The following is a 24,240-nucleotide window of genomic DNA, read 5'->3' on the forward strand; positions in this document are numbered from 1 at the left end:
CCTCGCAATGACGCGGGAAAAGAGGGCGTTAAGGGTTGTCGTCCGTCCGTAACACTGTGTTACTGTACTTTTAGACAAGTGTGGACATACCAGTAAACCAATGAACCAGTGAACTATTGAACCAATGAACCAAAACAAACCAACCATTGCTCAAAAGCCACGATTAAGCTTTTGGCAGATCTTTAACATGAGCTTCGGCTTTTTGGGCATCCAGTTTGGCTTTGCCCTGCAAACAGGTAATGCCAGCAGGATCCTGCAAACTTTCGGGGCCGATGTTGAGCATCTGTCGTGGTTTTGGTTGGCTGCTCCTATAACAGGTATGATAGTGCAGCCCATTATTGGTCATTACAGCGACAGGACCTGGAACCGCCTTGGCAGGCGCAGGCCTTACTTTTTAACCGGGGCTATTTTATCGGGTTTAGCTTTGTTCTTTATGCCAAACTCATCTATGCTGGCTGCGCTCATTCCACCTATAGTGGTAGGGGCGGGCATGCTCATGATCATGGATGCATCGTTCAACGTAGCTATGGAACCCTTCAGGGCTTTGGTGGCCGATAACCTGCCCGATAGTCAGCATACCACAGGTTTCTCCATGCAAACCTGTTTGATAGGTGTGGGCGCGGTCATTGGTTCATGGTTGCCTTACGTTTTTGCCGAATGGTTTGGCATCGGGAAAACTGCCGAACAGGGCATCGTACCCAATAACGTGTTGTATTCTTTTTATATAGGTGCAGCGGTGCTGATAGGCGCTATTTTATGGACGGTCATTCGCACTAAAGAATACCCGCCCGAGGTTTATGCAACCTTTCATGAAAAGGACGAATCCGATTCGGGACATAAAGGTGGTTTATCCGAAATTTTCAGCGATCTGGCCAATATGCCTAAAACCATGAAACAATTAGGACTGGTGCAGTTTTTCTCCTGGTTCGCGCTTTTCTCTATGTGGGTATTTACCACCCCTGCCGTTGCCGATCATGTATACCATATTCCGGCGGGCGATACCACATCGGTAGCCTATAATGATGCTGCCAACTGGGTAAACGTACTATTTGGTGTGTATAACGCGGTATCGGCAGTTTACGCGCTGCTGTTGCCCCGTATCGTAAAAAAACTAAGCCGCAAGCGTGCGCATGCTTTTTCTTTAGTTATGGGAGGGGTAGGGCTTATCTCTGTATTTTTTATAACCGATCCTAAACTGCTTGTGCTTTCAATGGTGGGGATAGGCCTGGCCTGGGGAAGTATTTTGGCTATGCCTTATGCCATTTTATCAAGCTCGATACCGGCTTCCAAAATAGGTGTGTATATGGGGATATTTAACTTCTTCATCACTTTTCCACAAATTGTGAACGGTATTATCGGCGGGCCGATAGTGAAATATGCTTATAGCGGGCATGCTGTTTACGCCTTGGTAATGGCGGGGGTATTTATGTTTTTGGCGGCTATAGCTGTGCTGTTTGTTAAGGATGGCCGTAAAATTCAGATTATTGAACCTGCTGTGAATAAAAGTTAAGTAATTGGCACGGTTAATGATTTTTGGTTAACCAATTGTTTGTATCTTGCGTACTAAGTACACTATATACATATTTGCGGAACCACTAATACATTTAAATGGAAAGTAATACCCCACCAAATCCGGAACTGATAACCAGTAAGTTGGTTGAAGTTGAGAACCTGATAGAGGAAGAAGAGGAGTTTCACCATCTTAACAACCCTGCCGATGGTATTAAGCCAGTAGTTAAAAAATATCTCGGTATACCTACCCGGGCTTCACAATCGGGGAATAAATTCTACTTTACTGATGGCGACGCCAAAGTTGAGGTAATAGTTGTAGCCGATGAAATTATCCGGGTACGGTTAGCACCTCATGGCGTGTTTCTTGATGATTTTTCGTACGGTGTACCTAAGTTGCCTACAAAGCATGTTGATTATAATTTGCATGAAGACGACAACGAGTTCAGGGTATCAACCTATAAAGTAAATTGCCATATCCGTAAAAAAGACTTCTTTATTTCTTTTTCGGATAGCAGCAACCATGTTACCAGCATGGATGCTGTGCCTATGCACTGGGAAGAGAACGTACAGGATGGTGGCTACTATGTGTTTTGCACCAAAACCTGTGCAACCGACGAAAGCTTTTTTGGTTTGGGTGATAAACCTACCGAGTTTAACCTGCGTGGCAAAAGGCTTAAAAACTGGAATACCGATGCTTACTCGTTCCAGTGGAACCAGGATCCCCTTTACCGTAGTATCCCTTTTTACATCAGCGTAAACGAGGGCATAGCACACGGTATCTTCTTTGATAATACATTTAAAGCGCAGTTTGACTTTGGAGCCGAAGACAGGACTAAAACAAGTTTCTGGGCAGATGGCGGCGAACTGCAATACTACTATATCCACGGCCCTCACATGATGGACGTGGTAAAAAGCTACCATACCTTAACCGGTACGCACCCTATGCCACCGCTTTGGGCCCTGGGTTACCACCAATGCCGCTGGAGCTATTATCCGGAGGCTAAGGTGAGGAAGATAGCCAGAGGTTTCCGCGAAAACCAGATTCCTTGCGATGGTATCTACCTTGATATCGATTATATGGATGGTTACCGCTGCTTTACCTGGAACCGCAAGTACTTCCCCGATCCTAAAAAAATGATCAGCGAGCTTGCTGCCGATGGCTTTAAAACCGTGGTAATTATTGATCCGGGTATCCGTGTAGATGATAACTATTCGGTGTTTAAAGAAGGTAAGGAAAAGAAATATTTCTGCCGCCGTAGCGATGATTACTTTATGGAAGGCCACGTATGGCCGGGCCGTTGCCAGTTCCCCGATTTTACCAACCCCGAAGTTCGTGAATGGTGGGGCGGTTTGTTTGACGAACTGGTGCAGATGGGCGTTGCCGGTGTTTGGAACGATATGAACGAGCCTGCCGTATTTGGTGCAGGAACCTTCCCCGATGATGTGCGCCACCAGTATGATGGTTACCGCGGATCGCACCGTAAGGCACATAATATTTACGGCATGCAGATGGTGCGTTCAACCTATGAAGGTTTACGCAAAATCATGAAAAATAAACGCCCTTTCACTATTACAAGGGCAGGCTATTCTGGCGTACAGCGCTTTTCATCGGTGTGGACCGGCGATAACGTAGCCTCATGGGAACACCTGAAACTGGGTAATATCCAGTGCCAGCGTTTATCAATTTCAGGTATACCGTTTTGTGGTACCGATATTGGCGGCTTTAGCGGCGAGCCTGATGGCGAACTGTTTACCCGCTGGATCCAGATGGGTACCTTCTCGCCGTTTATGCGTGCGCACTCGGCAGGTGATACCAAAGAGCGTGAGCCATGGAGCTTTGGCGAACCGTTTACCGCTATCAACCGTAAATTTATTGAGTTACGTTACCGCCTGATCCCTTACCTGTACTCTATATTCTGGGAGCATCACCGTTACGGTTTCCCTATTTTGAGGCCGATAGTAATGCATGAGCAGGATACGCAATTGAACCACTTCCGCCAGGATGAGTTTACTTATGGCGATAAGATTTTGGTTTGCCCGGTAATGGAACCTGGTCAGCTCAAGCGTAATGTTTACCTGCCAAAAGGAAAATGGTACAATTTCTGGACTTACGAGGTTGTTGACGGCGGTAAGGAAGTATCGGTTGATACCCCGCTTGAAACCATGCCTTTGTTTGTAAAAGCAGGCTCAGTAATTCCCGAATACCCGGTAATGCAATACGTTGGTCAGAAGGAAATTGAAGAAGTGAAGCTGAATATCTACTACACAGATTATGAAGTAAATTCATTCCTGTTTGAAGATTACGGCGAAACTTTTGCCTACGAGCAGGACATTTACCTCGAAAAGAAATTTGTGGTAAATGGAAGTTCAAGAGCCGTAACTATCGATCAAAGTATGGAAGGTTTATACACTCCACGTTACGATGGTTATCATTTTAACCTGATAGGCTTACCATTCGCGCCAACTAAGATAACTGTTGATGGCAAGGATGTAAAAGAGTTTCAGGTAAATGAGGATAAAACTGTTGAGTTTAAATACACTAAAAACTTTAAACATATTGAAATAAGCAAGTAACCTTAATTGAGGTTAAAGCTGAAAGGCGAAAGGCTAAAGGTAGCTGCAGCCTTGCAAATCGATAAGTAAAAGCATTCATTTGATAACGCCATTGCCCGTAGCAGTACGAAGCAATGGCGTTTTTTATTTGCTATGCGGTGGTGTCGTCCGTCCGTAACCCTGTGTCACTATGCTTTTGGGACGGAGATGGACAGGTAACGTCTTTTTGTCTGAACTCGAATTTTTTGAATTATAGGAATGATCAGAATGCTTAGTAAATTCAGTAAATTCTCTTAATTCGATGAATTCGAGTTCAGACAATTTTGCGTTAGGGATAGGAGCGGATACCGGCCTGTGGCTAATGCCTGTGCAGTATGAGCGGATAGCCCGCCCGTCAGCTGACGGGAACGCCCATATCGGTTTGCAGTTCTTTTCTTTTTGTCTGAACTCGAATTTTTTGAATTATAGGAATAGGCAGAACGCTTTGCAAATTCAATAAATTCTCTTAATCCCATAAATTCCGGTTCAGACAAAATATTCAGACAATTAAAATAAATCTCCAAAACCCTGCATAATATATTAATCCTGTTATATTTGATTGCATATAAACCAAACTCATTCCTGTGATTTGGGTTATCTATTAACACCCTAACAGGTTATCTATATCATGGCCAAAAAAACAACTCAAACCGAAAATCCCTTACCGGAAGCAAAACCCGTAAAGGAGACAAAAGCCGTCACTAAGGTCAAAGCCGATAAAGTAACGCCTGAAACAGGAAGTCCGGAGCCTAAAAAAGCAGCTAAAACTAAAGCCGTAGCCGCCGGAAAGCCAGCTGCTGAAAAGAAAGCTGCAACAGCTAAAGCAAAAACCGTTGCTGCCGAAAAGCCGGCTGCTGTTAAAAAAGCTGCGCCGGCCAAAACTGAAGCAACAGCTGCCGAAAAGCCTGCTGCTGTCAAAAAAGCTCCTGCACCGGCAAAAGCCAAAGCAGTTAAAGCTGAGAAACCTGCAGAAACCACTCCCGTACAGCAGCCTGTGAAGCTTAAAGCTGTTGAACCATATAGTCGTTTTACCGATTTTGACATCAGTTTATTTAAGTCGGGAAGGCATTATAAGCTGTACGAAAAACTGGGTTCGCATGTGGTAGAATACCAAGGTGTTGTTGGTACTTATTTTGCCGTTTGGGCTCCAAACGCGCAATATGTATCGGTAATAGGTAATTTCAACGGCTGGAACCGAGGTTCGCACAGTTTGAATGCCCGTTGGGATTCGTCGGGGATTTGGGAAGGTTTTATACCTAATATTGGTGTGGGCGAAACCTATAAATATTTTATTAATTCATCAAGCGGCGAAGACCTGGAAAAAAGCGATCCCTTTGCTTTGCGCTGGGAACTGCCGCCGCGTACAGCATCAATAGTTGCTGATACCTATTACGAGTGGAAAGACCAGGACTGGATGAAAAACCGCCAGGAGCATAACGGGCTGGATAAACCTTATTCGGTTTATGAGGTGCATTTAGGCTCATGGGCACGCAACTGGGAAAGCCCCGATGAGTTTTTGACCTATACACAGCTTGCCAAAAAAATGGTGCCTTACGTTAAGGAAATGGGCTTTACACATGTGGAGTTTATGCCGATAATGGAGCACCCATACTACCCAAGCTGGGGTTACCAGGTGAGTGGTTACTTTGCGGCAGCATCGCGCTATGGTACGCCACAGGAATTGATGTACCTGATTGAAGAGTTTCACAAAGCTGGTATTGGCGTGATACTGGATTGGGTGCCGTCGCATTTTCCGGGAGATATTCACGCGTTATACAGGTTTGACGGTACGCACCTTTATGAGCATGCTGATTCAAGAAAAGGTTTCCACCCCGATTGGAAATCATACATATTTAACTACGGTCGTAACGAGGTTAAGGCATTCCTGATCAGTAACGCCCTGTTTTGGCTCGATAGGTACCACGCCGATGGCTTGCGTGTAGATGCGGTAGCTTCAATGCTGTACCTCGACTACTCCCGCAAGCATGGCGAGTGGGAAGCCAACATGTACGGCGGTAACGAAAACCTTGAAGCCATATCATTCCTGAAGGAATTTAATGAGGCGGTGTACAGCCATTTCCCATCGGCACAAACCATTGCCGAAGAATCAACTTCGTTTACAGGTGTTAGTCGCCCGGTTTATTTGGGTGGCTTGGGCTTTGGTATGAAGTGGATGATGGGCTGGATGCATGATACCATTGGCTACTTTAAAGAGGATCCGATACACCGCAAGTATCACCATAACGAAATTACTTTTAGCACGATATACGCCTTTACCGAAAACTTTATGCTGCCATTCTCGCACGATGAGGTGGTGTATGGCAAGGGCAGTATGCTGCGCAAAATGCCGGGCGATGAGTGGAGGCAGTTTGCCAACCTGCGTTTAATGTATAGTTACATGTTTACCCATCCGGGTACCAAGCTGTTGTTTATGGGGGCCGAGTTTGGTCAGGGAGATGAATGGGATTTCAGCCGCTCGTTACAATGGCATGTACTGCAGTATCCAAACCACCGGGGTATTAGCGAAACGGTTAAGGCGCTTAACCACCTGTACCGCGATGAACCTGCATTGTACGAAAAGGCATTTGCTTTTGATGGTTTTGAATGGGTTGACGGCGGCAATGCCAACGACTCGATACTGGTATACCGCCGTAAGGGGCATGACAGTAAAAACGACCTGATGATTGTGCTGAACATGACGCCGGTTATCCGCAGGGATTACCGCATAGGTGTACCTGCGGCAGGTAAATGGAAGGAAATATTTAACTCCGACCAGGAAAAATACTGGGGCAGCGGCATCATTAACTATGATCCGGTAAGTACCGAACCTGTTAAATGGCATGGCAAGGCACAGTCAATTAAGATCACGATACCACCATTGGCAGCAGCCATATTTAAACTGGCGCCAGATGTACCTGCCAAATATGAATTGAAGAAATAGCGATATCATTGCTATTCACAAGACTTACGAAGTTTCTAAAACTTCGTAAGTCTGTTATTTTCAGGTGAACAAGTTTAGCGCGATGTTGTTAAGTGTATAAATAATAATGAACCCCAAATTCAAATATCTTTATCTGATAGGCGGCATAGTAGCTACCATACTGCTTATTGTTCAAATTGTTACTACGTATCCTACGCCCAACACGGTAGGGATAATCCTTGGCGCATTGCCCGCTTTGGCCTTGTTTTACCTGTCGTACAAGGCATATCATGTTAAAAAGGATAATGAGTTGATGTGATTTTACTCCGCTGAAACTTCCCCCGATTTTTGCTTTGCTATTTTATTTTCGATCTGGGCTTTTAGCTCATACAGGTTGCATTGAAGGGTATTGGCCGAAATTGCGATAGGCGATCCGTAGTTTTTATAGTTAAAGCCAAAGCTTTTCTTCTTAATTAGGTTTGTTTGCGCCGCTATATATTGCTCGGGATTTTTTAGGCAGATAATCAAAAATTGCTGGTTCATTACGCTGGAAACACTGACGCCGATAATATCGTCCCATGGAATTAAACCAATTGTCGCAGCACTTGAGTTATCATATAGGCCATCGTTATTAATAATCATCCCCGGTTTTTTATCGCCCAGTTTTTTCAGGAAGAAAAAGGCAGCAAACCCAAAAAAGATAATAGAAGCGATAGAGGCGCCATATTTAACCAAAGCGTTGTCAAAAACAGGATTGCCAATATGCGGCTGACGAATCAATAACCAAAGCCCAATGGCAACAAAAGCCGTCGACCCCAAAAGGCCTTTTATTATTTTGCTTTTACTTAAGGGAATTTCGATAGGGGCGTTTGTTGTCATGATTGAGTTAGGTTGTTTGTGTTGAGATTGGCTAATTGAGACCAAGATAATACAGTTGCAGTTTATTATCAATGGTTTATAAACAATTACATTAGCTCTTTTATTGCGGTTTTGGCTTAATGGGATAGCAAATCCTCCATAGTCACAAGTTATCCATCCACAGGCAATCGCTCAAGACCTGCGCCAGAAAGTGCATATCCTCACCATAAATATTCTCCATCACGTCATTGCGAGGTACGAAGCAATCCCCTATAAGCAGAGCGGCCAGGCAGATCTCCCTGTACAGTTCGCGATTGCTTCGTTCCTCGCAATGACGATTGTAGAGGAAATCCTTCTCCATCGCGTCATTGCGAGGCACGAAGCAATCGCACGGAAGCCGAGCGGTTATGCAATTCCCCCTGTACAGTTCGCGATTGCTTCGTGCCTCGCAATGACGTGGTGGTGAAGCAGAGCGGCCAGGCAAATCTCCCTGTACAGTTCGCGATTGCTTCGTTCCTCGCAATGACGATTTTTTTATTCTTTTCCCTGTCCGTCCGTCTACCTGTGTCCAAGTCGTCTTTAGATGTTATCATAAGCATCGCATCTCCTAAACATTATAAACTGCTTTAAAGCCTTAAACTCGCCCTTCATTATCCAGGCTTCGGCAAGTTGGGTAATGTCATCAAGCGCATCATTCCATAGCTGGTTGTTAAAAACGCACTCGCCAATTATAGCGCCATCGGCGTTTTTGGAGATATAAATTTTTAGCCAGTTGAATTTATTATTGGTTAAAAGAGGTTTAATTTTCTCCCTTAAAATTTCAAAAAGACATTTTCCATCCGGCATTTCTTCCCATTGTCCCTGTACCATTAAGTCGCCTAATTTAGGATGCCAAAGTACCTCCCGGTTGTTTGTTGTTATTAGCAAATCAACATCCGGATCATGTGTATCTGAAAAGCCTGCCATTATTGGCGAAAATGTACTATCAAGATAGTTATCTAACGCCGAATTTATCCTTTTATCAATCGTTTCGCCAAAACCAACAAGGCATTCATATATCCCTTTTGGAAAGTATACAGGATGTATTTTTAAGACGTTAACCTGCATAATAAAGGGGTGAGCACCGGGAATATCAACAATCGCAGCGGCAATTTCTATTTCCGAATCAACTATTAATGCAAGATATTGCGGGTGCCGCTCGATCTGATAACCCATATTGAGTAACCGGCTTTCAAGTGCTTCTGTAAGATAACCATTGTATTCACTTTGCTGCATAGCAGGCTTTTCTTGCTGGGTTTGCGCAGTTAGTTGGATTGGTTCTGTCGGTTTTTTCTTAAAAAGGTCGAATAGCCCCATGGTAGCTTTTTGTAATTTCCGGTTTAGTTATAAGCTGTGAAAAAGTTTCATAAAGATAATATAATTGATACAACCTATGAAGTGATGATGCCCGTCCGTCCGTAACACTGTGTCACTGTACTTTTAGACCATGGCGGCCATACCTATCTTTTTGTCTGAACCCGAATTAAACGAATTATTGGAATTTATTGAATTTGCTAAGCATTCTGTAAATTCATTAATTCCATGAATTCCGGTTCAGACAATTTTGCGTTAGGGATAGGAGCGGATACCGGCCTTGTGATTAAGGCCTGTGCAGTATGAGCGGATAGCCCGGCCGTCAGCTGACGGGAACGCCCATATTCCTCGCCACGCCGTCATTGCGAGGAACGAAGCGATCCCCGACTTACAGAGTCGCCGAGCAAATCCCCCTGTACAGTTCGCGATTGCTTCGTGCCTCGCAATGACGTGGTGGTGAAGCAGAGTCGCCGAGCAAATCCCCCTGTACGGTTCGCGATTGCTTCGTGCCTCGCAATGACGCTTTGATCTCCAACCTCTGATCACTACCCCAATACCGCACAATCACTGTTCGAAAACGAACAGTTTCGTAGATTGTATTTTGATGTAAATAATTGATAGTCAGTGAATTAAAACTAAGGCATGCAATTGGCTGACTTTCAGGTATAAACCGTTACAATTATGCTTAAAAATTACCTGCTGGTTGCTTTCAGAAACCTATCCAAAAATAAAGCCTTCTCGGCTATCAATATAGTAGGATTGGCCATTGGTATGGCTGCATGCCTGCTCATATTGCAATACGTTAGCTTTGAGCTGAGCTATGACAATTTCCATGTTAAAAAAGATCGTGTATTCCGCATTAACCAGGATAGGTACAACAACGGTAAGTTAAGTACCCAATGGGCAGGTGGTGCTTTTGCCCCGGGCAACGCCTTTAAAACCGAACTTCCCGAAATTGAGGAGTACGTAAAAATTGTGGGAGCAGGCCAAACCATTGCTACCCACAAGGAGCAGAAAATGGTGATCCAGAATGTGTACTACGTAAGCGATGCCTTTTTCAAAACGTTCAGCTTCCCGCTATTAAACGGCGACCCAAACACAGCACTAAAAGAGCCAAACACAGCGGTAATTACCCAACAAATTGCCGATAAGCTTTTTCATGGCGTAAACCCGGTTGGCCAAACCCTGTACATCAATACAGATAAGCCGCTTAAAATTACGGGCGTGATGAATAACATGCCTGCCAATACGCACATGAATTTTGATATCATGCAATCATATGCTACGCTGCTGAAAGAAAATCCGCCTAATAAAGATTATAACATTGATAATGCCTGGCTAAACGACGGCTGTACAACGTACCTGCTGCTAAAGCCTGGTGTTGATCCGCGTAAGCTGGAAGCTAAGTTTATCCCGATTGTAAAAAAGGCTTATGATAAGTATCCCGGTTCGGGCGAGGGTGGCATTTATACCCTGCAGCCGGTTAAGGATATCCACCTGTACTCTAACCGCATGCTGGAGTTTCAGCCCAATGGCGATGGCAAATCGGTGTACCTGCTGTTGGGTATCGCCATTTTCGTGATCGTCATAGCCTGGATCAATTATATTAACCTGGCTACTGCCCGTGGTATTGGCAGGGCTAAAGAGGTTGGTGTACGCAAAACCCTGGGCTCGGCAAAAGCGCAGCTCATTGCCCAGTTTATGTTGGAAGCCATGATGCTTAATGCCATGGCCATTGGGCTTGCTTTGCTCATCATTATGGCCTGCCTGCCGGCATTTGCCAGTATTTCGGGTATGCAGATGGGCTTTACGCTGTTTGCCAAACCGGCTTTCTGGCTGGCGGTATTGGGCATATTTGTGTTGGGCTCATTCTTCAGCGGGTTTTATCCGGCACTGGTGCTATCGGCCTTCAGACCGGTTGAAATAATGAAGGGCAAAATCCTGGCATCTCCGGGCGGAGTGGTGTTGCGTAAGGGTATGGTGGTATTCCAGTTTGCGGCATCTATATTTTTGCTGATAGGCTCACTTACCGTATTCAAGCAGCTTAAATATATGCAGAGCCAAAAGTTAGGGGTAAGGATAGATCAGACTATTGTTATCAAAGCGCCGCTGACTAAGGTAGATTCGTTTTACCGCAGCATGAGTTCGTTCAAGCACGAATGCCTGGCGCAAAGTGCCGTTAAAAGCGTAACGGTATCAACCTCAATCCCCGGTCAGCCGGTTGGCTGGAATGCCGGCGGGATCAAACTTGTAGGTTCTGATCAAAGTACCAGTAAGCAATACCGCATTATTGGTGCCGATTATGATTACCTCAACGCTTACAATATTAAGTTGATAGCCGGTCGTAAGTTTTCAAAAGCGTTTGGCGATGAGCCGCACAAGGTGGTATTTACCAAAAAAGGGGTGGAGCAATTAGGCTTTAGCAGGCCTGCCGACGCCCTGGGCAAACGCATTGACTTTTGGGGACAGGTTTATGAGATAATAGGCGTAGCCGATAACTTTCACCAGCAATCGTTACATGATGCTTACGATGCCATGATTTTCCGTTGTATCCCGGATGTGCGGGGCCCGGTGTCGGTAAAGGTGAGCACCACCAATATGCCACAAACCATTGCCGACTTAAAGAAAACCTGGGCTGCCTTTTTCCCCGGCGATCAGTTTGATTATTTCTTTTTAGATCAGTTTTTCAATAAACAATACCAAACCGACCAGCGCTTTGGGCAGGTGTTTGGCGTATTTACCGGCATAGCCATTTTTGTGGCCTGTTTAGGCTTGTTCGGCCTGGTATCATACACCATTGTGCAGCGCACCAAAGAGATAGGTATCCGCAAGGTGTTGGGCGCATCGGTAAATAGTATCTTGGGCTTGCTGTATAAAGATTTTGCCCTACTGGTGGTAGTTTCCTTCGTGATATCGGCACCTATTGGCTGGTACGCCATTCACCAATGGTTGCAAACCTATGCCTTCAGGATGGATATTAACCCTTTCCTGTTTGTTATTCCATTTTTCCTGGTATTGCTGGTAGCCTTTGCAACGGTATCATTCCTGAGCGTAAAAGCAGCCTTAATGAACCCGGTAAAGAGTTTGAAAACGGAATAGGGGAGGGAAGTCAAGAGGTCAGGATTTAAGAGGCAGGAATCAAGAGACAAGAAGCAATCTCTTCACCACCACGTCATTGCGAGGTACGAAGCAATCGCACGGAGGCAGAGCGGTTAAGCAAATCCGCCCTGTACAGTTCGCGATTGCTTCGTGCCTCGCAATGACGTTTTTAGAGGATACAGCATGCGATTACCTACACGCCGCCGCTCGGCTCCGGCCGAGTGGCAACTATTTCACGGCCTCTGGCCGCCGTATATGGGTAGGCAAGTGTTAAAGGCATCATGTATTCCTGTCCGTCCGTTCCCTGGTGTCCAATACCCAAAAAGAACCTAAGGACATGCACGTCTTTTTGTCTGAACTCGAATTAAACGAATTATTGGAATTTATTGAATTTGCTAAGCATTCTGTAAATTCATTAATTCCATGAATTCCGGTTCAGACAATTTTGCGTTAGGGATAGGAGCGGATACCGGCCTGTGGTTAAGGCCTGTGCAGTATGAGCGGATAGCCCGGCCGTCAGCTGACGGGAACGCCCATATTCCCTTCACCACGCCGTCATTGCGAGGTACGAAGCAATCGCACGGAGGCAGAGCGGTTATGCACCATCTCCCTGTACAGTTCGCGATTGCTTCGTGCCTCGCAATGACGTGGTGGCGGTTGGTTGATATTAAAACCAAACATTTACAATTGGCTGTTGGTTGGCTGTTTACACAGTATCAACTAATTGCGTTATTTGCTTTATGCCTGTTTTAACTGCACCCGAAAAAACTGTAATTCCAACCTTTGCCCTGCAACAAAAAGATGGGCAGGGCAGCACCATGATTGATGTGCGCGAGGCCGGCGGGCAATGTGGCGAGTTTAAGCTCGACCCTGCCTTTCTGCAACCTCACCGTAAGGATTATTACCTGTTTGTACTGATTAAAAGCGGAGCTAACCGCCACTGGATAGATTTTGTACCCTATACTGTAAAGCCCGATACCTTTTATTTTACCGTACCGCAGCAGGTGCACCTTAAAGAGCACGCGGGCCCTACCGAGGGCCTGATGATGAGCTTTACCGACGAATTTTTGCAGTTGGAAGATAACCGCATACTCAAGCAACTTCCCATTATTCAAAACCCAGCTGCAGCCCACGAAATACGGCTTAATCCTGCCGACCTGGTTTTTATTGAAGATACCATGCGCAAAATGCTGGTTGAGTTTAATGCCGATGGTACCTGGCGCAACCAGATGCTTACCTCGTGGTTGCGGGTGCTGGTGATATACCTGAGCAGGCTGTATAGCGAGCAGTATAACGAAACCTGTGTTACTTTAAACTATTGCCTGCTTAAAAGCTTTCAGGCGCTTATTGGCGAGCATTATGCCACCCAGCACGATGTTGCCGGCTATGCAGAACAGCTGAACCTTACACCCGGTCACCTAACCGATGTTATTAAACAGCAAAGCGGCAAAACGGCCATCACCCACATTCACGACAGGCTTATTGTTGAGGCCAAACGCCGCCTGCTGCATACCGGGTTATCGGTAAAACAAATTGCCGATGAGCTTGGCTTTGAGGATTCGGCGTACTTTAACCGCTTTTTTAAACGCCTTACCAGTACCACACCCATAGCTTACAGAATGCAAATCCGGGAAATGTACAGTTAATGCCCTGCTATGTGCAGCGGTATAAATAGCTGCCCTCCATAGCTTTGTGTTATGGAAAAACAAACAGTATTAATAACCGGTGCTAACAAGGGTATCGGTTTGGAAAGTGCCCGTCAGCTGGCTAAGGCCGGTTACTACATTTACCTGGGCAGTCGTGATCAGGATAGGGGGCAAAAGGCTGTTGAGCAGCTTAAAGCCGAAGGGATAAACGATGTTGAACTATTGCTGATAGATGTTACCAGCGAGGCATCGGTACAAAAAGCTCATGATGAGCTGGCAGCTAAGATCAATCATCTGGATGTGCTGATCAATAACGCCGGTATCCCCGGTTCATTCCCGCAAAAGGCAGATACCGTAAGCGATGATACCATGAAAGAGGTTTTTGAAGTAAACTTTTTCGGCGTTATCCGCACGGTGCGCATCTTTATCGATCTGGTTAAAAAATCGCCAAACCCCCGTATTGTTAATGTAACATCTGATCTGGGTTCGTTAACCTACCATAACGATCCTGAATGGGAGCACTACGAAATTAAATCGGCAGCTTACGGTCCGTCAAAAACAGCGCTTAACGCTTATACCGTTGCCCTGGCCTATGACCTAAAAGACCAGGTTAAGGTAAACATGGTAAACCCCGGCTACACCAACACCGAATTTAACGGCAACCGTGGCCCCAAATCGGTAGAAGACGGCGCTGCACCAATAGTTAAATACGCCATGATAGGCACCGATGGCCCTACAGGCAAATTCTTCAGTGATTATGGCGAAAGCCCCTGGTAAGATTTGAGAGTCAAGAAGTCAGGAATCAAGATTTAAGAGTCAGGAAGTAAGAAGCTTCACCCCGCCGTCATTGCGAGGCACGAAGCAATCGCACGGGTTTTATTGGGGCGTCCGTCCGTAGCAGGGTGTCACTGTGCTTTTAAACAGAGGCAGACATGCACGTTTTTTTGTCTGAACTCGAATTAAACGAATTATTGGAATTTATTGAATTTGCTTATCGAATTCGATAAATTCTCCTAATTCAATAAATTCCGGTTCAGACATTATTGCAAAGACCACAACGACGTGCAGGTAAACTTTTCTGTTTAATATTAGTTGACAAAGTCAACCAAATTATTCAACTTTGTTATCAGAAACATTTTTTCATAAGTACACACATTATGGATACGATATTAAAACCAGATCTGGCTTCTATAAAAATCAGAAACAAACTGCTCCCCGGCGATCTGGGCTACATTGCACACGTTCATGGCGATCTGTACGCCAAAGAATGCGGCTACGGGCTCGACTTTGAAGCTTACGTACTTCAGGGTTTAAAAGATTTTGCCCTTGAGTACGATACTGCTAAAGACAAAGTTTGGATCTGTGAGCATGAAAACAGGATCATCGGTTTCCTGGTTGCGCAACACCGCGGAGGTGATGTTTTGCAGTTTAGGTATTTCATTTTTTTGCCCCAATACCGCGGCATAGGTTTGGGAAAAAAGCTGATGCAGGAATTTCTGGATTTCATGAAGCAGGGAGGCTACACCAGCGCCTATCTCTGGACAACCGAAGAACAACATTCGGCAATTGCTTTGTACACCAGGTACGGCTTTAAGCTTAGCGACGAAAAGCCATCAAACGCTTTTGGAAAAGAACTGGTGGAGCAACGGTACGATTTAGTGTTAGATAGGTAAGCAGATATGAGCACTCAAAAACATATTCAGGAGATACGAACGTTTAACCGTTTCTATACCGATTTGATTGGTTTGCTTGATAAACATTTGCTCAATAGCGATTACTCCCTTGCCGAAGCCCGCATACTTTATGAAATATTTACGGCAAAAGAGCTAAGCGCGTCAGACATCATTTACCGTTTAAGTATTGATAAAGGCTACCTGAGCCGTATATTAAAAAAGTTTGAGAAGGAAGCCCTAATAGCCCGCAAACCCTCGGCAGATGACGCCCGTGTATCGCTGCTTTCGCTTACCGATGCCGGTTTGGAAGTTTTTAACGGGCTAAACGAGGCTTCTGAAAAACAAATCATGGCATTGATCTCCACCATGTCGGTTAAACAACTGGATGCGCTGATTGGGCACATGAAAGCCATAACCGGTTTGCTGGGGAAATAAGGCGGATGGGAGAGGGCGCTGTCGTCCGTCCGTAACAGTAAATCACTGTACTTGCAGACAGAGTAAGGACATGCAGGTTGTCTGAACTCGAATTAAACGGATTATTGGAATTTATTGAAGTTGATAAGCATTCCGTAAATTCTTAAATTCTGAAAATTCTGATTCAGACAATTTTTCGTTAGGGATAGGAGCGGATACCGGTTGGATGTTAATGCTCTACAATGAGTATATCTGATGCTCCGGATGTGCCTTGCCCTGCTATATATACCGCTTCCTGATCTTTCCAATAGCCGGCGGTTCCGCCAAGGGACCCCGCTACATATAGGCTGTTATTATAGTAACATGCTGTGCCCGAACCGGTATAAGTATCGGCGTGTACCGAATTTGATGCCAGAGTAACACCATTTTTCCAGTATAAATAGTGAAACATATTAACATTAAAATATGAATCGGTATTTACATCAGTAGCCCCTACATACACATCTTTACCATTAACAGCTATACCCGTAACGTACGCGGTATTAAAATACGGAGCATTAGGATTAATCAGTGAATCGGCAACACCCTGGTTTTTCCACACAAGGGCCGTATTATATTTAGAACCCAGGCCAGAGCCAGCCACATAAACATCATTGCCCTGAATAGCAATAACATCTGCTTCGGCACGCTTGCCATTTGACAGCTGAATTGGATTGCCGTTTTTCCATAAAATGGCATCACGAATTACATTGCTGCGTTGTATATAACCCGCTACATACAGGTCATTACCGTGTAAGGCCATGCTACCCGAGCCGGCATTTTGACTGCCGTCGGTCAATTCTTTTTTTAGCCCATTTTTCCAGACAGTTGGCTTGTATACACCATAAGTGCCATTGAAAAAGGCAACGTCGGCAAGTATGTATATGTCATTACCACTAACAACCAAATCCTTTGGGTAGGATATTTCACTTGCGTCTTCTTCATATATGGTTACGCCGTTTTTCCAGCACATAAAAGCGGGGCCTTTGGGGTGGGATATCCGGCCTAAGGTATAAACATCATTACCCTGCACAATTATAGATACCAACGCAGAGTATTGCCCCGCCGAGCTGATCTTTACCATTTCGCCGTTTTTCCAATATGCGGCTTCACTATTGAAAGATCCGGCTAAGTAAATATCCGTTACCTTAGGTTTGCTGGGTTTATCATCTTCTTTTTTGCAGGAGGCTACAATAAAAAGAAGCATGAAAAGAAATAAGGTGTTAGGTTTCATTTGATGAAATTAATTTGCAGGTATTATTTGTACAGTACCGGCTTAAAATACATATTTCATATCAATAAAAATCGCATATCAACGCTTTTTATCACGGTGGGGTTTAACTCTCATGGGTTGATTACCGGCATGAGTATCAGAAACAAGGCAAATCCAGCCTGTGCCCGTCTGTCTCCCTGTGCCCAAGTCTTTCTAAACTGTCAGGACAACACACCCGGATCAAGCAATCCATCCATCACCCCGTCATTGCGAGGCACGAAGCAATCGCACGGAAGCCGAGCGGCTATGCACATCCGCCCTGTACAGTTCGCGATTGCTTCGTACCTCGCAATGACGTGGGGCAATCTCGCAATGACGTGAGGGAGAACAAACAAAAAAACGCCCTCCGGTTATCCGAAGGGCGTTTTTATAGCTTATAAAATCAGCAATTATAATTTGCCAATTTCCTGAACAAGGTCAATCAGTTTGTTTGAGTAACCCCACTCGTTATCGTACCATGATACAACTTTAACAAAGTTATCGTTTAAACCGATACCGGCTTTAGCGTCGAAAATTGAAGTGCGTACATCACCTTTAAAGTCTTCAGATACAACTTCGTCTTCAGTGTAACCAAGGATGCCTTTTAATTCGCCTTCAGAAGCTTCTTTCATTGCAGCTTTGATGGTTTCGTATGAAGCACCGTTTTTCAGGCGTACAGTTAAGTCAACTACAGAAACGTCGGCAACCGGAACACGGAATGACATACCTGTTAATTTACCTTTTAACTGAGGTAAAACTAAACCTACTGCTTTAGCTGCACCTGTTGATGAAGGGATGATGTTTTGGTAAGCACCACGACCGCCTCTCCAATCTTTTGCAGATGGGCCGTCAACTGTTTTTTGGGTTGCAGTAACAGCGTGTACAGTAGTCATCAAACCTTCTTCGATACCAAATTTATCGTCCAATACTTTAGCGATAGGAGCTAAACAGTTGGTAGTACATGAAGCGTTTGAAACGATGTTTTGATCGGCTTTTAACGCTTTGTGGTTAACACCCATTACAAATGTAGGGGTATCATCTTTTGCTGGCGCGCTCATTACTACTTTTTTAGCACCGGCGTCGATGTGTTTTTGAGCAGTTTCCTGAGTTAAGAACAAACCGGTTGATTCGATTACTACCTCAGCACCTACTTCATTCCATTTAAGGTTAGCAGGATCTTTTTCGGCAGTAACGCGGATGGTTTTACCGTTAACAACCAAATGACCGCCTTCAACAGCAATAGTACCTTTGAACTGACCGTGGGTTGAATCGTATTTTAACATGTAAGCCATGTAATCTGGCTCAACAAGGTCATTAATACCAACAACTTCAATGTCTGGTCTTTCAATTGCAGCCCTGAATGCCAGGCGGCCAATACGGCCGAAACCGTTAATTCCTATTTTCATGATTTTTTAATTTTTACTTGAATAGTAGGTTAATAAATTATTTATGGGTTCTTTAATTATGTTAGTGATTTGCAGATCAGCTTCGGCGGCAGCTTCATACAAGTGTTCCTGGAAATTAAAAGCAACAGAGCCTGCAAAGTGAACAGACGTACCCTGGTGTTGCTGATATAAAGGTAACAAATATGTCGAAATTAGCTTGCTAAATCCTTTTTTTATGACGTTTTGCAGATGATGATCGTTCTTGTTATCGAGGTAAAAATCGGTAAAAGAGCTTAAAAATAAAGCGGGCTGTTTTTGGCGATAAACCTTTTCGAGCAGGTTTTTACGGTCGGCATCATACTTGTGGATAAACTTTTTACGAAGCGATGGGGGCAGGGTATCGTTCATGAACTCCTTGATGAGTTGCCGCCCCAGCCAGTTGCCCGATCCTTCATCGGCCAGGATATAACCCAAACCGTAGTTGTTGGGCCAAACACGTTTACCATCATACCAGGCGGCGTTAGTGCCGCTACCACAAATGCTGATAATGCCCGGTTCGTTTTTACAACAGGCAATGGCAGCCCCGGCAATATCATGCTCAACAGATATTTTACCGAATTTGAAGAATGCCTCAAAAGCGTTTTGTACTATCTTCTTCCGTTCATCGGATGATGCACCGGCGCCGAAGAAGTAAATGCGTTTTATTTCTTCGGCGTGGTGTATGAGGTTAATGTTTTTATTGAGGAGCTGGAGGATATGCTTCTCGTCGTTAAAATAGGGGTTTATGCCATTGGTTTTAAAGGAAGCCACAGTTCTTCCCTTATCAGTGAGCCTCCAATGTGCAAAGTACGATCCGCTATAAACAACTGCAATCATTAATAATCTATATCGATAATATATCCATCATTTGTAAAAGATCTTCTTCAAGCTTAAACTCATGGTGGTTAAGTGCTGCTTCAAGGTCTGTCATCAGGATATGATTTGCCTGCAAACCTACCATTTTTTGTGATTCGCCGGCTATCAAAGCGTTAACTGCTGCAAAACCAAGCCTGCTGCCCAAAATGCGGTCAAAGCTTGATGGTGCACCGCCCCGTTGCAAGTGGCCTAAGATAGTAACTTTTATGTCGTAATTCTTAACTTCCTCTTGTACAGCTTTTGCCACGCCATAAACACCACCATTTTTATCGCCTTCGGCTACAATTACAATGCTCGACGATTTCTTGTTCATGTGCCCTTCTTTAAGATTGGCAATAAGGTCATCAATGGCGGTAGCACGTTCTGGCAGTAAAATAGCCTCGGCACCGCATGATATACCGGCACGCAGGGCGATAGCGCCCGAATCGCGACCCATTACCTCAATAAAGAAAAGGCGGTCGTGCGCATCGGCAGTATCACGAATTTTATCAATAGCCTGAATAACGGTATTGGTAGCGGTATCAAAGCCCAGGGTATAGGTTGAACCGCAAAGGTCGTTGTCAATTGTACCCGGAACGCCCATTACGGCAATGTCGGGATATTTGCGTGAGAAGCGCAACGCGCCGGTAAAAGTACCGTCGCCGCCAATAACTACAAGGGCATCAATGCCACGGGCTTTGGCGTGTTGGTAAGCCTGCTCCATACCCTCGTCGGTTTTAAAAGGCAGGCAGCGCGCGGTTTTTAAAATGGTACCGCCCAGGTTAAGGATGTTACTTACCGAGCGTCTATCCATTTCGTACATATCGTTGTCAATAAGGCCTTTATAACCTTGCCTTATACCTACAACTTCCAGTCCGTTGTATAGTGCAGTCCTAACCACGGCACGTATACAAGGGTTCATTCCGGGGGCATCACCACCTGAAGTTAAAACCCCTATTTTTGATATTTTACGCATCTTTCACTCCTTAAGTTTACGGTACGAAGATACTGTGTGTAAATTACACCATTAAATTTTATTTATTTTTTTTTGGATTAGAGATTAAGGCTATATATTTAAACTTATTAACTAAATCTCACTAATAGTTTGGAACTAATGTTACCCAAGTTTGATTCCGTATTCTCTATTGACTGCGTGATATTCGGCTTTGAAGCCGGCGAGCTTAAAATTTTGCTTATTGAGAGGAATGAGGAGCCGTACAAGGATTGGCTGGCGTTGCCCGGCTATATTGTAGAGCAGGACGAAAGCATTGATGATGCCGCCGAGCGTATATTATACGAGCTTACGGGCTTGCGCGATTTGCACATGCAACAGTTCCACACCTTTGGCGAGGTAAACCGTCACCCGCAGGGCCGTGTAATTACGGTTGCTTACTACGCCTTGATCCGCATTAACGGTCAGAAAGAGTTACGCCCGGTAACGCAGTACGCCAAAAAAGCGTTCTGGCACCCGGTAAGCGAGCTGCCCAAACTGGCGTTTGACCACAGCGAGATCTTTAAAACAGGGTTTAATAAAATAAAACGCCGCCTGCACTATCAGCCGATAGCGTTTGAATTACTGCCCGAAAAATTTACTTTAACACAACTACAGTCGCTTTACGAGGCTGTATTAGATAAGAAGTTGGATAAGCGTAACTTCCGCAAAAAAATGCTGAGCTACGGCTTTTTGAAAGAGCTTGACGAAAAACAGAAAGGCGTATCATATCGTGCTGCCAAGCTTTATAAATTTGATAAACGCAAGTACGGCAAGATTTTTCAGGGAGAGATGAATTTGGTTTAGCTTTGGAGAGAAGCAAGAAGTCAAGAATCAAGAGTCAGGAAAGAAATAGAATTATAAAAGAGAAGGGTTGGAAGATTTTCCAGCCCTTTTTTATTTGGTGGCCTCCCCGCGCGTCATTGCGAGGTACGAAGCAATCGCGAACTGTACAAGGGGATTTGCTTAGCCGCTCTGTAAGTAGGGGATTGCTTCGTGCCTCGCAATGACGTGGTGAGAATATGGGCGTTCCCGTCAGCAGACGGGCGGGCTATTCGCTCATACTGCACAGGCCTTATCCACAGGCCGGTATCCGCTACTATCCCTAACGCAAAATTGTCTGAACTCGAATTTATGGAATTAATGAATTAACAGAATGCTTAGCAAATTCAATAAATTCCAATAATTCGTTTAATTCGAGTTCAGACAAAAATCCTGTTCATCCAAAAAATCCACCTAAATCCCGGTTCAGACAAAAAGAAGTGCGCTGTCCACCATATGTCCAAAGATGTAGTGACACAGGTATACGGACGGACGACAGTACCATCATTTGTCCTGCAATGATGAGGCGATTGGGGAATACATATAAACAAAAAAGGACCGGAAAAATCTTCCAGTCCTTTTTGTTTGTATGTAAACTGCAAACTGCCCAATGGCAACTGCAAACTTCTAATTATAAAGAAGAAGGTGCTAATTCCAAATGGTATTTCACCAGGTTATCTATAGGCGAGCGGATGATGTTACCAACAACCATACCGTTTTCTGTAACTACTTCTTCCAATACGTTGCGGAAGTTATAACCTACCGAGCCAATGCAGTTGAAAGTATATTTTTGATAATCAGGGTAGTGGGTTACCAGGTTACGGAAGAAATCCTCAAATGAGGTACGTACCAGGTTGCGTGAATATTCGATGTGTACGTTGTTGTCGTAAACAAATTTGCTGAAGCTTGCGCAAAAACGGTTTGCACGTGGCTGGGTATAAACCTGCTCGTTGATATCATCGGGAGTAAGTTTGTAAGTTTCCCAGAAAAGGGCACGTACAGGCTCTGGCATATAACCACGCAGGTAATCTGTTAACAGTTTTTTGCCGATGTAGCAACCGCTGCCTTCGTCGCCAAGGATATATGCGCCCGAATCAATATTGTGAACTACTTCTTTACCATCATAAATGCACGTATTGGTTCCGGTACCTAATATAGCAGCAAAACCTTCGGTGTTGCCAAGCAGGGCACGGGCAGCAGCAAGCAGGTCATGGCCAATATTAACTTTAGCGCCAACGAAAACTACTTTCATAGCTTCTTCAACAATTTTGCGCATTTCGGGGGTTGAACAACCTGCACCGTAATAATTTACCTCTGTGATCTGGTTTTTTTCAAGATCGGTTGGCAGACTCTCGTTCAGTGACTGTATAATATACTCTGTACTTGAAAAGTATGGGTTGTAACCCTCGGTATTAAAGTAAACTTTTTTTCCCTCTTCGGTAACCAGGCACCAATTTGTTTTGGTTGAGCCACCGTCAGCAATTATGATCATAAATTTTTGTTTTTTTAAAAATCGGTTAAAAGTAGGATTTACTTATTGTAAAAAAAACACTTAGTAATTCAAAAAATAAAAATTGCGATTTTTATTCAATTTAAAGCTACTTTTTTATATAATTTAAACTTTAAATGGCGCTTTCGTGCCAATGTTATCAATAATTAATCAGGTCAACTATACCTTTTTTTAAATGTAAAGTTTACAGATAAGCGCTGCGCCCCACAACTTAAAAACAGAGTAATTTACAATTGTACGTAATGTTACCATATTTAGCAAAATATTGGCTTTAATTAATGCTAAAACGTGTATTTAGTATTACAAATGTGTTACATAAATGATAGTGAATTGCCGGGATGAATGTGTGTAGCTTTAATACCGGGTACATTTTGCTGAAGCCAGCCTATCATAAACTCGGAGCCTGGTTCTTCGCTGGCGATGTGGCCCAATACAATGAGCGAAAGTTTATCGCCTTTGGCCTGGGCATCCCGTACGTATTCGGCAGTTTCCCATTCAGATATTTCACCGCATATCATCACGTCGGGTTTCTTGGTGCTCATCTCGGTGATCTGCCTTTTACCACCCGCCGCTCCGGGAAGCAGCAATACCTTCTGGCAGCTTTGTGTTGGATTGCCTATGTAGCGCACCTTCTCAATCTTCAGTTTCTTTTTAAGTGTATCAATAAGGGAGCTTAACGATGTAGCAGGGATGCTGAGTAGGTTGCCGGTTTCGGGTTTGTAATAGTTTACCCAATCCAACTGTTTTAACAAGCCCAGGCCAACACCATCAGGCTTAAGGCTGTGGATGGTATCGTGGTTGCGCCATACGGCTATGTTGTGCTTATCAAGCAGTTGTTTTTTATACTGATATACATCGTCATTGGCCAGCCAGGTGGTTTCGTCGGCATGGTTATAAAAAGTGGGCTCATGCGCTATGATGAAATTAGCGCCCAGGCTTATCGCTTTTTCAATAACGCCAATGGTGGCAAACATAGTGGTAACTATACCGGTAACTACAATATCGCGATTGCCCGATTTTAAGGTATCAACCGTGTTCGGGAACGGAGCGCCGGGCACCTGCTTCATAAACAGATCGATGATTTGCCCTACGGTCATATTTGCATCGGGTTTGGTAAGGGTAAGGGCATCGGCAGCAAATGGCGCCGACAATAAGGCGGCAGCACCTGCTATGGCACCTAACTGACCGATAAATTTACGGCGATTGGGATTATGGTTAAAAGGAGAGAGGTTTGAATTCATGGTAATGATTGGGTTTGGTCAAATATAGTGCAGGTAAGT

At 44.4% G+C, this 24,240-nt stretch carries 19 protein-coding genes; 11 read left to right on the top strand and 8 right to left on the bottom strand.

The window, feature by feature from the left end; translation table 11 throughout:
* The first annotated feature begins 124 nt into the window (after positions 1-124).
* The 4 genes from EAH55_RS08515 (at position 125) to EAH55_RS08530 (ending at position 7,343) form a co-directional block, all read left to right on the top strand.
* Positions 125-1,510: an MFS transporter gene (locus EAH55_RS08515; protein ID WP_121809256.1), complete on the top strand. Its 1,386-nt coding sequence runs from the start codon at positions 125-127 to the stop codon at positions 1,508-1,510.
* Between the two features lie 98 nt (positions 1,511-1,608).
* A complete protein-coding gene (locus tag EAH55_RS08520; protein WP_121809257.1) occupies positions 1,609-4,086 on the top strand; it encodes a glycoside hydrolase family 31 protein in 2,478 nt (825 codons plus the stop codon).
* Positions 4,087-4,732: 646 nt separating this feature from the next.
* Positions 4,733-7,045, top strand: a complete 2,313-nt coding sequence (gene glgB / locus EAH55_RS08525) for a 1,4-alpha-glucan branching protein GlgB (protein ID WP_121809258.1) — start codon at positions 4,733-4,735, stop codon at positions 7,043-7,045.
* Between the two features lie 106 nt (positions 7,046-7,151).
* Entirely contained in the window at positions 7,152-7,343 is a 192-nt protein-coding gene (locus tag EAH55_RS08530) for a hypothetical protein (RefSeq protein ID WP_112567510.1), read from the top strand.
* A 2-nt stretch (positions 7,344-7,345) separates the two neighbouring features.
* Here the strand turns inward: EAH55_RS08530 and EAH55_RS08535 are convergent, their stop codons facing one another.
* Together EAH55_RS08535 and EAH55_RS08545 are read right to left on the bottom strand one after the other, a co-directional pair.
* Positions 7,346-7,903 carry an STM3941 family protein gene (locus EAH55_RS08535; protein WP_121809259.1) on the bottom strand — a complete coding sequence of 186 codons (558 nt, stop codon included), beginning with the start codon at positions 7,901-7,903 and terminating at the stop codon, positions 7,346-7,348.
* Positions 7,904-8,461: 558 nt separating this feature from the next.
* Positions 8,462-9,238, bottom strand: a complete 777-nt coding sequence (locus tag EAH55_RS08545; protein WP_121809261.1) for a DUF6348 family protein — start codon at positions 9,236-9,238, stop codon at positions 8,462-8,464.
* A 678-nt stretch (positions 9,239-9,916) separates the two neighbouring features.
* On the opposite strand from EAH55_RS08545, the gene EAH55_RS08550 reads away from it, so the two are divergent.
* The 6 genes from EAH55_RS08550 (at position 9,917) to EAH55_RS08575 (ending at position 16,088) form a co-directional block, all read left to right on the top strand.
* Positions 9,917-12,334, top strand: coding sequence for an ABC transporter permease (locus EAH55_RS08550; RefSeq protein ID WP_121809262.1), 2,418 nt, complete (start codon positions 9,917-9,919; stop codon positions 12,332-12,334).
* 423 nt (positions 12,335-12,757) lie between these two features.
* Positions 12,758-13,087 (top strand): hypothetical protein, encoded by a 330-nt coding sequence (locus EAH55_RS08555; RefSeq protein WP_121809263.1) that lies wholly within the window; start codon positions 12,758-12,760, stop codon positions 13,085-13,087.
* Complete coding sequence (locus EAH55_RS08560; protein ID WP_121809264.1) at positions 13,075-13,980, top strand: helix-turn-helix domain-containing protein; 906 nt, start codon at positions 13,075-13,077, stop codon at positions 13,978-13,980. Before EAH55_RS08555 ends, EAH55_RS08560 begins: the two co-directional genes overlap by 13 nt.
* 51 nt (positions 13,981-14,031) lie before the next feature.
* A complete protein-coding gene (locus tag EAH55_RS08565) occupies positions 14,032-14,757 on the top strand; it encodes an SDR family oxidoreductase (RefSeq protein WP_121809265.1) in 726 nt (241 codons plus the stop codon).
* A 380-nt stretch (positions 14,758-15,137) separates the two neighbouring features.
* A complete protein-coding gene (locus EAH55_RS08570) occupies positions 15,138-15,653 on the top strand; it encodes a GNAT family N-acetyltransferase (protein ID WP_121809266.1) in 516 nt (171 codons plus the stop codon).
* 6 nt (positions 15,654-15,659) lie between these two features.
* Positions 15,660-16,088, top strand: a complete 429-nt coding sequence (locus EAH55_RS08575) for a MarR family winged helix-turn-helix transcriptional regulator (RefSeq protein ID WP_121809267.1) — start codon at positions 15,660-15,662, stop codon at positions 16,086-16,088.
* A gap of 208 nt (positions 16,089-16,296) precedes the next feature.
* On the opposite strand, the gene EAH55_RS08580 is transcribed toward EAH55_RS08575, so the two are convergent.
* The 4 genes from EAH55_RS08580 to pfkA form a co-directional block, all read right to left on the bottom strand.
* On the bottom strand, positions 16,297-17,340 hold the full coding sequence (locus EAH55_RS08580; protein WP_121809268.1) for a hypothetical protein: 1,044 nt from the start codon (positions 17,338-17,340) through the stop codon (positions 16,297-16,299).
* A 428-nt stretch (positions 17,341-17,768) separates the two neighbouring features.
* Positions 17,769-18,764, bottom strand: a complete 996-nt coding sequence (gene gap / locus EAH55_RS08585; RefSeq protein WP_112567527.1) for a type I glyceraldehyde-3-phosphate dehydrogenase — start codon at positions 18,762-18,764, stop codon at positions 17,769-17,771.
* Between the two features lie 6 nt (positions 18,765-18,770).
* The gene (locus EAH55_RS08590; protein WP_112567529.1) at positions 18,771-19,619 is read right to left on the bottom strand and encodes a hypothetical protein; all 849 of its coding nucleotides are present in this window, start codon (positions 19,617-19,619) and stop codon (positions 18,771-18,773) included.
* Positions 19,620-19,626: 7 nt separating this feature from the next.
* Positions 19,627-20,613 (bottom strand): 6-phosphofructokinase, encoded by a 987-nt coding sequence (pfkA, locus tag EAH55_RS08595; protein WP_091211996.1) that lies wholly within the window; start codon positions 20,611-20,613, stop codon positions 19,627-19,629.
* 129 nt (positions 20,614-20,742) lie between these two features.
* Here pfkA and EAH55_RS08600 point away from each other — a divergent pair, with 129 nt between their 5' ends.
* On the top strand, positions 20,743-21,435 hold the full coding sequence (locus EAH55_RS08600; RefSeq protein WP_371328320.1) for an NUDIX hydrolase: 693 nt from the start codon (positions 20,743-20,745) through the stop codon (positions 21,433-21,435).
* 646 nt (positions 21,436-22,081) lie between these two features.
* On the opposite strand, the gene EAH55_RS08605 is transcribed toward EAH55_RS08600, so the two are convergent.
* A complete protein-coding gene (locus EAH55_RS08605; RefSeq protein ID WP_112567531.1) occupies positions 22,082-22,942 on the bottom strand; it encodes an N-acetylglucosamine kinase in 861 nt (286 codons plus the stop codon).
* Positions 22,943-23,271: 329 nt separating this feature from the next.
* A complete protein-coding gene (locus tag EAH55_RS08610; protein WP_121809269.1) occupies positions 23,272-24,201 on the bottom strand; it encodes a Nif3-like dinuclear metal center hexameric protein in 930 nt (309 codons plus the stop codon).
* Between the last annotated feature and the right edge of the window lie 39 nt (positions 24,202-24,240).

Source organism: Mucilaginibacter kameinonensis, from assembly GCF_003675385.1.
GTDB classification, from domain to species: Bacteria; Bacteroidota; Bacteroidia; order Sphingobacteriales; family Sphingobacteriaceae; genus Mucilaginibacter; species Mucilaginibacter kameinonensis.

Excerpts from the sequence above, each read along its gene's own strand:
- EAH55_RS08560 (WP_121809264.1), top strand. The coding sequence starts at position 13,075 with ATGCCTGTTTTAACTGCACCCGAAAAAACTGTAATTCCAACCTTTGCC.
- EAH55_RS08605 (WP_112567531.1), bottom strand. The coding sequence starts at position 22,942 with ATGATCATAATTGCTGACGGTGGCTCAACCAAAACAAATTGGTGCCTG.
- EAH55_RS08530 (WP_112567510.1), top strand. The coding sequence starts at position 7,152 with ATGAACCCCAAATTCAAATATCTTTATCTGATAGGCGGCATAGTAGCT.
- EAH55_RS08550 (WP_121809262.1), top strand. The coding sequence starts at position 9,917 with ATGCTTAAAAATTACCTGCTGGTTGCTTTCAGAAACCTATCCAAAAAT.
- EAH55_RS08565 (WP_121809265.1), top strand. The coding sequence starts at position 14,032 with ATGGAAAAACAAACAGTATTAATAACCGGTGCTAACAAGGGTATCGGT.
- EAH55_RS08570 (WP_121809266.1), top strand. The coding sequence starts at position 15,138 with ATGGATACGATATTAAAACCAGATCTGGCTTCTATAAAAATCAGAAAC.
- EAH55_RS08555 (WP_121809263.1), top strand. The coding sequence starts at position 12,758 with ATGAATTCCGGTTCAGACAATTTTGCGTTAGGGATAGGAGCGGATACC.
- gap (WP_112567527.1), bottom strand. The coding sequence starts at position 18,764 with ATGAAAATAGGAATTAACGGTTTCGGCCGTATTGGCCGCCTGGCATTC.
- EAH55_RS08610 (WP_121809269.1), bottom strand. The coding sequence starts at position 24,201 with ATGAATTCAAACCTCTCTCCTTTTAACCATAATCCCAATCGCCGTAAA.
- EAH55_RS08575 (WP_121809267.1), top strand. The coding sequence starts at position 15,660 with ATGAGCACTCAAAAACATATTCAGGAGATACGAACGTTTAACCGTTTC.
- EAH55_RS08515 (WP_121809256.1), top strand. The coding sequence starts at position 125 with ATGAACCAAAACAAACCAACCATTGCTCAAAAGCCACGATTAAGCTTT.
- EAH55_RS08545 (WP_121809261.1), bottom strand. The coding sequence starts at position 9,238 with ATGGGGCTATTCGACCTTTTTAAGAAAAAACCGACAGAACCAATCCAA.
- EAH55_RS08535 (WP_121809259.1), bottom strand. The coding sequence starts at position 7,903 with ATGACAACAAACGCCCCTATCGAAATTCCCTTAAGTAAAAGCAAAATA.
- EAH55_RS08590 (WP_112567529.1), bottom strand. The coding sequence starts at position 19,619 with ATGATTGCAGTTGTTTATAGCGGATCGTACTTTGCACATTGGAGGCTC.
- EAH55_RS08520 (WP_121809257.1), top strand. The coding sequence starts at position 1,609 with ATGGAAAGTAATACCCCACCAAATCCGGAACTGATAACCAGTAAGTTG.
- EAH55_RS08580 (WP_121809268.1), bottom strand. The coding sequence starts at position 17,340 with ATGAAACCTAACACCTTATTTCTTTTCATGCTTCTTTTTATTGTAGCC.
- glgB (WP_121809258.1), top strand. The coding sequence starts at position 4,733 with ATGGCCAAAAAAACAACTCAAACCGAAAATCCCTTACCGGAAGCAAAA.
- pfkA (WP_091211996.1), bottom strand. The coding sequence starts at position 20,613 with ATGCGTAAAATATCAAAAATAGGGGTTTTAACTTCAGGTGGTGATGCC.